A 10,156-nucleotide genomic window follows, 5' to 3' on the forward strand; every position below is an offset into this window, starting at 1 on the left:
GGGGCCGGTGCCGCGGCAGCCGGTGCAGGCGCTGCAGCAGCCGGCGCCGGCGCGGCGGCCGCATCGGATTCGAGCACGAGCACCACGCTGCCCTCGCTCACCTTGCTGCCGACCTGGACCTTGATCTCCTTGACCACGCCGGCGGCCGACGACGGAATCTCCATCGAGGCCTTGTCCGACTCCACGGTGATGAGCGACTGCTCGGGCTTGACCGTGTCGCCCACTTTCACCAGCACCTCGATCACTGCGACTTCATCGAAATCGCCGATGTCCGGCACCTTGACTTCCACCATAGCCATGTTCGTGTCTCCCGCCCGAAAGCGTGTTGTTGGTTGTTGGACAGCGCCTGTCGATCAGGCGTAGAGCGGGTTGATCTTGTCGACGTTGATGCCGTACTTCTTGATGGCCTCCGCCACCTTGGTGGCCGGCAGCACGCCGTCCTCGGCCAGCGCCTTGAGCGCGGCCACGACGATGTAGTGGCGGTTGACCTCGAAGTGCTCGCGCAGCTTGCTGCGGAAGTCGCTGCGGCCGAAGCCGTCGGTGCCCAGCACCTTGTAGTTGCGGCCCTTGGGAATGAAGGCGCGCACCTGGTCGGCATAGGCCTTCATGTAGTCGGTGGAGGCCACCACCGGGCCCGTGCTGGCCGACAGCTGCTGGGCGATGAAGGGCACGCGCGGCTCTTCGGTGGGGTGCAGCAGGTTCCAGCGATCGCAGTCCAGGCCGTCGCGGGTCAGCTCGTTGAAGCTCGGGCAGCTCCACACGGCGGCGGCAACACCCCAGTCCTTCTCGAGCAGTTCCTGCGCGAAGATGCTCTCGCGCAGGATGGTGCCGCTGCCCATGAGCTGCACGCTGGGCGCTTCCTTGCCCTTGGCGGCCTTGATTGCAGGCGCCTGCTTGCACAGGTACATGCCCTTGATGATCTGCTCCTCGGTGCCGGGCTGCAGGCCGGGCATCGCGTAGTTCTCGTTGAGCAGGGTGATGTAGTAGAAGACGTTGTCCTGCTTCTCCACCATGCGCTTCAGGCCGTGGTGCATGATCACGCCCACTTCGTGCGCGAAGGTCGGGTCGTAGCTCAGGCAGTTGGGGATGGTGTTGGCCAGGATGTGGCTGTGGCCGTCCTCATGCTGCAGGCCTTCGCCGTTGAGCGTGGTGCGCCCCGAGGTGCCGCCCAGCAGGAAGCCGCGCGCCTGCATGTCGCCCGCCGCCCAGGCCAGGTCGCCGATGCGCTGGAAGCCGAACATCGAGTAGTACACATAGAACGGGATCATGATGCGGTTGTTCGTCGAGTACGACGTTGCCGCGGCGATCCACGAGCTCATGCCGCCCGCTTCGTTGATGCCTTCCTGCAGGATCTGGCCGGCCTTGTCTTCCTTGTAGTACATGACCTGGTCCTTGTCGACCGGGGTGTACTGCTGGCCATGGGGGTTGTAGATGCCGATCTGGCGGAACAGGCCTTCCATGCCGAAGGTGCGCGCCTCGTCCACCAGGATGGGCACCACGCGCGGGCCGATGGCCTTGTCGCGCAGCAGCTGCGTGAGGAAGCGCACGTAGGCCTGGGTGGTGCTGATCTCGCGGCCTTCGGCCGTGGGCTCCAGCACCGCCTTGAAGGTGTCCAGCGACGGAACGGTGAAGCTCTCGTCGGCCTTCACGCGGCGGTGCGGCAGGTAGCCGCCCAGCGCCTTGCGGCGCTCGTGCAGGTACTTCATTTCCGGCGTGTCGTCGGCCGGCTTGTAGAACGGCAGTTCGGCGATCTGGCTGTCGGGAATCGGGATGTTGAAGCGGTCGCGGAAGGCCTTGATGTCCTCGTCGTCCAGCTTCTTGGTCTGGTGGACCGTGTTCTTGCCCTCGCCGATCTTGCCCATGCCGAAGCCCTTGACGGTCTTGACGAGCAGCACGGTGGGCTGGCCCTTGTGGTTCTGGGCGGCGTGGAAGGCGGCGTACACCTTCTGCGAGTCGTGGCCGCCGCGGCGCAGGTCCCAGATCTCCTGGTCGGTCATGTTCTCGACCATCTTGGCGGTGCGCGGGTCGCGGCCGAAGAAGTGCTTGCGAACGTAGGCGCCGTCATTGGCCTTCATGGCCTGGTAGTCGCCGTCGTTGACCTCCATCATCAGCTTGCGCAGCGCGCCGTCGTGGTCCTTGGCCAGAAGCGCGTCCCAGCCCTTGCCCCAGATCAGCTTGATGACGTTCCAGTTGGCGCCGCGGAACTCGCCTTCCAGTTCCTGGATGATCTTGCCGTTGCCGCGCACCGGGCCGTCCAGTCGTTGCAGGTTGCAGTTGATGACGAAGATCAGGTTGTCCAGGTTCTCGCGCGCGGCCAGGCTGATGGCGCCCAGCGATTCGGGCTCGTCCATTTCGCCGTCGCCACAGAACACCCACACCTTGCGGTTGGACGTGTCGGCGATGCCGCGGGCGTGCAGGTACTTCAGGAAGCGCGCCTGGTAGATGGCCATCAGCGGGCCCAGGCCCATCGACACCGTCGGGAACTGCCAGAACGAGGGCATCAGCTTGGGGTGCGGGTAGCTCGACAGGCCCTTGCCGTCCACTTCCTGGCGGAAGTTCAGCAGTTGCTCTTCGGTCAGGCGGCCCTCGAGGTAGGCGCGCGCATAGATGCCGGGCGCCACGTGGCCCTGGATGTACAGCAGGTCGCCGCCGTGGTTGTCGCTCTCGGCATGCCAGAAGTGGTTGAAGCCGGCGCCGAACATGCTGGCCAGCGACGCGAAGGAGCCGATGTGGCCGCCCAGGTCACCGCCTTCGGGCGGGTGGATGCGGTTGGCCTTGACCACCATGGCCATGGCGTTCCAGCGCATGTAGGCGCGCAGGCGCTGCTCGATCTCCAGGTTGCCGGGGCTGCGGGCTTCCTGGCTGGGTTCGATGGTGTTGATGTAGCCGGTGTTGGCCGAGAACGGCATGTCGATGCTGTTCTGGCGCCCATGCTCGAGCAGTTGTTCAAGCAGGAAGTGGGCGCGGGGAGCGCCCTCGCTCTGGATCACGGCGGACAGTGCGTCCATCCATTCGCGCGTTTCCTGCGCGTCCGCATCGTTTGCTGCAGCCGAGCCGAGGCTCTCGGGGTTTGCCGACATGCTGTGTCTCCTTGATGGGTGTGGCCTTAATTTAGTGCCGGTTGAGGTTGCGCGGCAGTGTCCCACAAAAAAGTTTGAATTTCAAATGGTGCTTGTTGATATCGTAATGTGAAATATCGAAATCGGCCGACTGCATTTGTGTCTTACTGCAAAGCAGTCTGAAGCCTTCCCCTACACTCGGCCGATGCCTCCGCCCCCCCTGCTGCCCAAAGACGCTCGCGCCACGTCTGCGCGTTCGTCATCTTCGCCCTGGGCGGTCTGGCGCCGCTGGTGGCGGCGGCAAACGCCCGTGCTGCAGGACGCCTTCGCCATGCTTGCGCCCATGGCGGCGGTGCTGCTCTTCCTGGCCGCCATCGTCGCCGCTTTCTGGTACTTGCGGGCCGAGGAACTCGAGCGCGAGCAGGAGTCGGTGCGGCGCGACGTCGAATACGCGCAGCAGCGCGTGCGGCTGCGCCTGCTGGAGCGGCAGGAACAGCTGATGCGCATTGCCCGCGACGCGGGCAACCGGGAAATCGACGCCAACGAGTTCATCAGCCGCTCCGAGTCGCTCGTCAGCCAGTTTCCGGAGCTGCAGGCCATCAGCTGGATCGACGACCGCCGCCGCTTCCAGGCCAGCTACTCCGCGCCGAGCGTGCACCCCTCGCAGCAGCACCTGGTGGGCGACGTGCTGCGCCCGGGCGATGTCGAAACGCACTACGCGCTGGCGCGTGAGCTGCGCCAGCCCGTGTTTTCGCGGCCCAGCCAGGGCGGCGACCTGCCGCCGGTGCTGCAGTTGCACATCCCGCTGTTCGACCAGGGCCTGTTCGCCGGCGTGGTGCTGGGCGAGTTCTCCATCGACGGACTGCTGCGCTACGGCATTCCGCCCGAGGTGGCAGCGCGCTATGCGGTCTCGCTGCTGGACGGCGACGGCCGGCTCATCGCGGGTAACGCCATGAGCCCGCCCGAGCCCGGACAGCGCCTGCTGCCCTGGCACAAGCAGATCAACGAATACGAGGTGCCGGTCTCGCCGGTGGGCAACAGCCTGCTGCTGCGGGCGCAGGCCTACCGCACATCGCAGGGCCTGGTCGGCAACGGCCTGTTCTGGCTGGTGGTGGCGCTGTCGGTGCTGACCAGCTGGATGCTCATCGGCACCTGGCGCCATACGCGCCGGCGCCAGCAGGCGCAGCAGGCGCTGGTGGCCGAAACCAACTTCCGCCGCGCCATGGAGAACTCCATGCCCACCGGCATGCGCGTGCTCGACCTGGAGGGCCGCATCACGTACGTGAACGCCGCCTTCTGCGCCATGACCGGCTGGAGCGAGGACGAGCTGGTCGGCCAGTCGCCGCCCTTCCCCTACTGGCTCGAGGCCGACCGCGAGATCATGAACGAGCGGCTGGAGGAAGAGCTCCATGGCCGTTCGCTGCCCGGCGGCTTCCAGGTGCGGGTCAAGCGCAAGAACGGCAGCGTCTTCAACGCGCGGCTGTACGTGTCGCCGCTCATCGACGCCCGCGGCCACCAGACCGGCTGGATGACCTCGATGACCGACATCACCGAGCCCACGCGCATCCGCGAGCAGCTGTCGGCTTCGTACGAGCGCTTCACCACCGTGCTGGAGGCGCTGGACGCCGCCATCTCGGTGGCCCCCATCGGCAGCGAAGAACTGCTCTTTGCCAACAAGCTCTATCGCCTGTGGTTCGGCTCGGACACGGTGGGCCACCTGGGCATGGTGGCCCAGGCGGGCGTGCCACCGGCCGCCGCCCATGACGAGGGGCTGGACGACGTCGACGCCTTCGCGGGCCTGCCCCTCGATTCACTCACCGGCGCGCAACCGGCCAACAACGAGATCTTCGTGCCGGAACTGGGCAAGTGGCTCGAAGTGCGCTCGCGCTACCTCACCTGGGTGGACGGCCGCCTGGCGCAGATGGTGATTGCCACCGACATCACGCAGCGCCGCGATGCCGAGGAACAGAACGCCGCGCAGGCCGACCGCGCGCAGGCCGCCAGCCGCCTGATCACCATGGGCGAGATGGCCTCGAGCGTGGCGCATGAGCTGAACCAGCCGCTGACCGCCATCACCAACTACTGCAACGGCATGGTCTCCCGTATCCGCGGCCAGCAGATCGATTCGGACGCCCTGCTCTCTGCGCTGGAAAAGACCTCCAAGCAGGCCCAGCGCGCCGGCCAGATCATCCAGCGCATCCGCACCTTCGTGAAGCGCAGCGAACCCAACCGCACGCCGGCCGAGGCCACCGTCATGGTGAGCGAGGCGGTGGAGCTGGCCGGCATCGAGCTGCGCCGGCGCAACGTGCGCCTGAACCACTACGTGGCAGCCCGCCTGCCGGTGCTGCAGGTCGACCCGATTCTGATCGAGCAGGTGCTGGTGAACCTGTTGCGCAACGCGGCCGAAGCCATCGACGTGGCCAAGCGCCCGCCGGCGCGGCGCAGCGTGGAGCTGCGCGTGCTGCCGCGCGTGATCGACGGCAACCCGGCGGTGGAGTTCTCGGTGCAGGACACCGGCATGGGCCTGGCGCCCGAGGTGATGGAGCGCCTGTACGAGGCCTTCTTCTCCACCAAACCGGAAGGCATGGGCATCGGCCTCAATCTGTGCCGCACCATCGTCGAGTCGCACAAGGGCCGGATGCAGGCGGAGAACATCTACAATGGTTCGGAAGTGGTCGGGTGCCGTTTTTCGTTCTGGATTCCGGTACTCGATGCTATGAAATCAATAGCAAGCGACGAGGCAAAGGTAAGCGCATGAGTTTGATTCCCAAGAAGGGCACCGTGTATGTCGTCGACGACGACGAAGCCGTTCGAGATTCGCTGCAATGGTTGCTTGAAGGCAAGGACTACCGCGTTCGCTGCTTCGACTCCGCCGAATCGTTCCTCTCGCGCTACGACCCCCGCGAAGTGGCCTGCCTCATCGTCGACATCCGCATGGGCGGCATGACCGGGCTGGAGCTGCAGGACAGGCTCATCGAACGCCGCTCGCCCCTGCCCATCGTCGTCATCACCGGCCACGGCGACGTGCCCATGGCGGTCGACTCCATGAAGAAGGGCGCGATGGATTTCATCCAGAAGCCCTTCAACGACGAAGAGTTGGTGGCCCTGGTCGAGCGCATGCTCGAACATGCCCGCGGCACCTTCGCCCAGCACCAGCAGTCGGCCAGCCGCGACGCGCTGCTGTCCAAGCTCACCGGCCGCGAAGCCCAGGTGCTCGAGCGCATCGTCGCCGGCCGCCTGAACAAGCAGATCGCCGACGACCTGGGCATCAGCATCAAGACCGTGGAGGCGCACCGCGCCAACATCATGGAAAAGCTCAACGCCAACACGGTGGCCGACCTGCTCAAGATCGCGCTGGGGCAGGCCTCCTCCGCCAAGGCCTCCTGAACACCGCCTCACACCCCCCCAAAAAAATACGCCTGCGCAAGCGGGCGTTTTTACTTGTCAGAGAAGCTTCGACCCATGACTGCCCAACTCATCGACGGCAACGCCCTCGCCCGCACCATCCGCGCCGAAGTCGCCGGCCGCACGCAGGCCCTGACGGCCCGCGGCGTCCAGCCGCACCTGTCCATCATCCTGGTGGGTGACGACCCCGCGAGCCAGGTCTACACCAGGCACAAGGTCAACGACAGCACCGAGACGGGCCTGTCGGCCACGCTGGAGCGCTACCCGGCCGACATGAGCGAGGCCGACCTGCTGGCGCGCATCCGCACGCTCAACGACGACCCGAAGGTGCACGGCATCCTGGTGCAGCTGCCGCTGCCCAAGCACATGGACAGCCAGAAGGTCATCGAGACCATCTCGCCGGCCAAGGACGTCGACGGCTTTCACATCGCCAGCGCAGGCGCGCTGATGATCGGCGCCAAGGGCTTCTGGCCCTGCACGCCCTACGGCTGCATGAAGATGCTCGAGTCGATCGGCTACCAGCTGCGCGGCAAGCACGCCGTGGTCATCGGCCGCAGCAACATCGTGGGCAAGCCCATGGCCATGATGCTGCTGGCGCAAAGCGCCACCGTCACCATCTGCCACAGCGCCACCGCCGACCTGGGCGCCATAACGCGCCAGGCGGACGTGATCGTGGCGGCCGTGGGCAAGCGCAATGTGCTCACCGCCGACATGGTCAAGCCCGGCGCCGTGGTCATCGACGTGGGCATGAACCGCAATGACGAAGGCAAGCTGTGCGGCGACGTCGACTTCGAAGGCGTGCGCCAGGTGGCCAGCTGGATCACGCCCGTGCCCGGCGGCGTGGGCCCCATGACCCGCGCCATGCTGCTGGTCAACACCATCGAGGCAGCCGAGCGGCAATCCTCGTAGTTGAGGCCTGATTGATTTTTCCGGCCTTGCGCATTCCCTCCTCCGGCCCCAGTTACGCACCATGACCACCAATCCGCTGCTCGATTTCAACGATCTCCCCTTGTTCGACCAGATCCGTCCGGAGCATGTGGCACCGGCGGTCGACACCTTGCTGGCGGAAGCCGAGGCCGCCCTCCAGAGAGTCACGGCGCCGGAATTCCCGGCCGACTGGAACGCCATCGCCAGGGAACTGGACGTGGCCACCGAGCGCTTCGGCCGTGCCTGGGGCGCGGTGGGCCACCTCAATGCCGTGGCCGACACGCCCGAACTGCGCGCCGCCTACAACGAGGCCATGCCGCGCGTCACCGCCTTCTTCACGCGCCTGGGCGCCGACGAGCACCTGTATGCCAAGTACAAGGCCATCGACCCGGCCACGCTCAACCCGGAGCAGCGCCAGGCGCACAAGAATGCCGTGCGCAACTTCGTGCTCGGCGGTGCGGAGCTGCAGGGCGCGGCCAAGGAACGCTTTGCCGCCATCCAGGAGCGCCAGGCCGAGCTGAGCCAGAAGTTCAGCGAGAACGCGCTGGATGCCACCGACGCCTTCGCCTACTACGCCCGCCTGGACGAACTCGACGGCCTGCCGCAGGACGTGGTTGCCGCCGCGCTGGCTGCCGCGCAGGCCGAGAAGAAAGAGGGCTACAAGTTCACGCTGAAGATGCCCTCGTACCTGCCGGTGATGCAGTTCGCGAAGAACGGCCGGCTGCGTGAGGCGCTCTACCGCGCCTACGTCACCCGCGCCAGCGAACTGGGTGATCCGGCCCTGGACAACACCGAGCTCATCCGCGAGATCCTGGCGCTGCGCCAGGAAGAAGCCCAGCTGCTGGGCTACCGCAACTTCGGCGAGCTCTCGGTGGTGCCCAAGATGGCCGACTCGCCGCAAGAGGTGCTGAAGTTCCTGCGCGACCTGGCCGGCAAGGCCAAGCCCTTTGCGCAGCAGGACCTGGACGACCTGCGCGCGTTCGGCGCCAAGGAACTGGGCATTGCCGATCCGCAGCCCTGGGACTGGAGCTACATCGGCGAGAAGCTCAAGGAAGCGCGCTATGCCTTCAGCGAGCAGGAGGTCAAGGAATACTTCACGGCGCCCAAGGTGATGGCGGGCCTGTTCAAGATCGTCGAGACCCTGTTCGAGGTGTCCATCCGCCGCGACAGCGCGCCGGTGTGGAACCCGGGCGTCGAGTTCTACCGCATCGAGCGGGGCACGCAGCTGGTCGGCCAGTTCTATCTCGACCCGGCGGCCCGCGCCGGCAAGCGCGGCGGCGCCTGGATGGACGACGTGCGCGCCCGCTGGCTGCGGCCGGACAACAAGAAGCTGCAAACGCCGGTCGCTCAGCTGGTGTGCAACTTCGCCGACGGCGTGGACGGCAAGCCGCCGCTGCTCACGCACGACGACGTCACCACCCTCTTCCACGAGTTCGGCCACGGGCTGCACCACATGCTCACGCAGGTGAACGAGCGCGACGTGTCGGGCATCAGCGGTGTCGAGTGGGACGCGGTGGAACTGCCCAGCCAGTTCATGGAGAACTTCTGCTGGGAATGGGATGTGCTGCGCCACATGACCGCGCATGTCGACACCGGCGAGCCCCTGCCGCGCGCGCTGTTCGACAAGATGACCGCGGCCAAGAATTACCAGAGCGGCCTGCAGACGGTTCGCCAGATCGAGTTTGCCCTGTTCGACATGCTGCTGCACACCGAGTACGACGCCGCGACCGCCCAGCCGGGCGGCGTGATGGCCCTGCTGGACAAGGTGCGCGCAGAAGTCGCCGTCATGCCGGCCGCCCCGTTCAGCCGCACGCCCAACACCTTCACCCACATCTTCTCGGGCGGCTACGCTGCCGGCTACTACAGCTACAAGTGGGCCGAGGTGCTGAGCGCGGACGCCTATGCGGCCTTCGAGGAAAGCGCCGGCGCCGACGGCAAGCCCAGCGTGGAAACCGGCCGGCGCTATCGCACCGCCATCCTGGAAGCCGGCGGCAGCCGGCCGGCCATGGAGTCCTTCAAGGCCTTCCGCGGCCGCGCGCCGCAGCTCGATGCGCTGCTGCGCCATCAGGGCATGGCGCCCACTGCGGCCGCCAGTACAACTTCCGCCTGAGTGGCGTTTTCGCATCGGCCTGCGGGGCCAGGGCGGCGCTCCGGCGCCGCCCTTGGCATACTTGCCTGTCGTTCGTTCGCAACCTGGAGCCCGCAATGAAGTTGGATGGCCGCCTCGGCTTGATCGCCCTGGCCTGTGTGGCAGGCACCGCCGCCTTCGCCCAACAGGTCTATCGCCAGGTCGATGCCAACGGCAAGGTCACCTACTCGGACCAGCCCCCCAGCGCCCGCACCGCCCAGCCCGTGCAAGGCGCAGGCGGCGGCGCGGTGAATTCGCTGCCCACGGACTCGGCTCTGCCCTACGAGTTGCGCCAGGTGGCGCAGCGCTATCCGGTCACGCTCTACACCGGCAACGAATGCCAGCCCTGCGATGCAGGTCGCAGCCTGTTGTCCACGCGCGGCGTGCCCTTCACGGAAAAGACCGTCCAGACGGCGCAGGACGGCGAAGCGCTGCAGCGCCAGAGCGGCAAGACCTCTCTGCCGCAGGTGTCCATCGGCTCGCAGCAGCTGGTGGGTTTCCAGGACAGCGAATGGACGCGCTACCTGGACGCGGCCGGCTACCCCGCCAGCTCGCGCCTGCCTGCAGGCTACAAGAACGCCCCCGCGACGCCGCTGGTGGCGCAGGTGAAGGCGGCCCCGCCCGCCGCAGCCGCGGC

At 66.7% G+C, this 10,156-nt stretch carries 7 protein-coding genes; 5 read left to right on the top strand and 2 right to left on the bottom strand.

Translation table 11 applies throughout. From position 1 onward, the window contains the following. A partial coding sequence (locus VSO01S_RS24590; protein ID WP_304951766.1) for a biotin/lipoyl-containing protein occupies window positions 1-299 on the bottom strand: 299 nt, incomplete at its 3' end. 54 nt (window positions 300-353) lie between these two features. Beyond that, a complete protein-coding gene (aceE, locus tag VSO01S_RS24595; protein WP_068645409.1) occupies window positions 354-3,080 on the bottom strand; it encodes a pyruvate dehydrogenase (acetyl-transferring), homodimeric type in 2,727 nt (908 codons plus the stop codon). A 184-nt stretch (window positions 3,081-3,264) separates the two neighbouring features. Between aceE and VSO01S_RS24600 the strand changes: the two genes are divergently transcribed. The 5 genes from VSO01S_RS24600 to VSO01S_RS24620 all read left to right on the top strand — a co-directional run. Continuing rightward, a complete protein-coding gene (locus VSO01S_RS24600; protein ID WP_068645410.1) occupies window positions 3,265-5,817 on the top strand; it encodes a PAS domain-containing sensor histidine kinase in 2,553 nt (850 codons plus the stop codon). Next, window positions 5,814-6,446, top strand: a complete 633-nt coding sequence (locus VSO01S_RS24605) for a response regulator transcription factor (RefSeq protein WP_068645411.1) — start codon at window positions 5,814-5,816, stop codon at window positions 6,444-6,446. The genes VSO01S_RS24600 and VSO01S_RS24605 overlap by 4 nt, the downstream gene beginning before the upstream one ends. A 75-nt stretch (window positions 6,447-6,521) precedes the next feature. Further along, a complete protein-coding gene (locus VSO01S_RS24610; protein ID WP_068645412.1) occupies window positions 6,522-7,373 on the top strand; it encodes a bifunctional methylenetetrahydrofolate dehydrogenase/methenyltetrahydrofolate cyclohydrolase in 852 nt (283 codons plus the stop codon). 61 nt (window positions 7,374-7,434) lie between these two features. Further along, the gene (locus tag VSO01S_RS24615; protein ID WP_068645413.1) at window positions 7,435-9,501 is read left to right on the top strand and encodes a M3 family metallopeptidase; all 2,067 of its coding nucleotides are present in this window, start codon (window positions 7,435-7,437) and stop codon (window positions 9,499-9,501) included. A gap of 95 nt (window positions 9,502-9,596) precedes the next feature. Further along, window positions 9,597-10,156: glutaredoxin family protein (locus VSO01S_RS24620; protein WP_068645414.1), on the top strand; the 560-nt coding region annotated here is incomplete at its 3' end.

This window comes from Variovorax soli NBRC 106424 (genome assembly GCF_001591385.1).
Classification (GTDB): domain Bacteria; phylum Pseudomonadota; class Gammaproteobacteria; order Burkholderiales; family Burkholderiaceae_C; genus Variovorax; species Variovorax soli.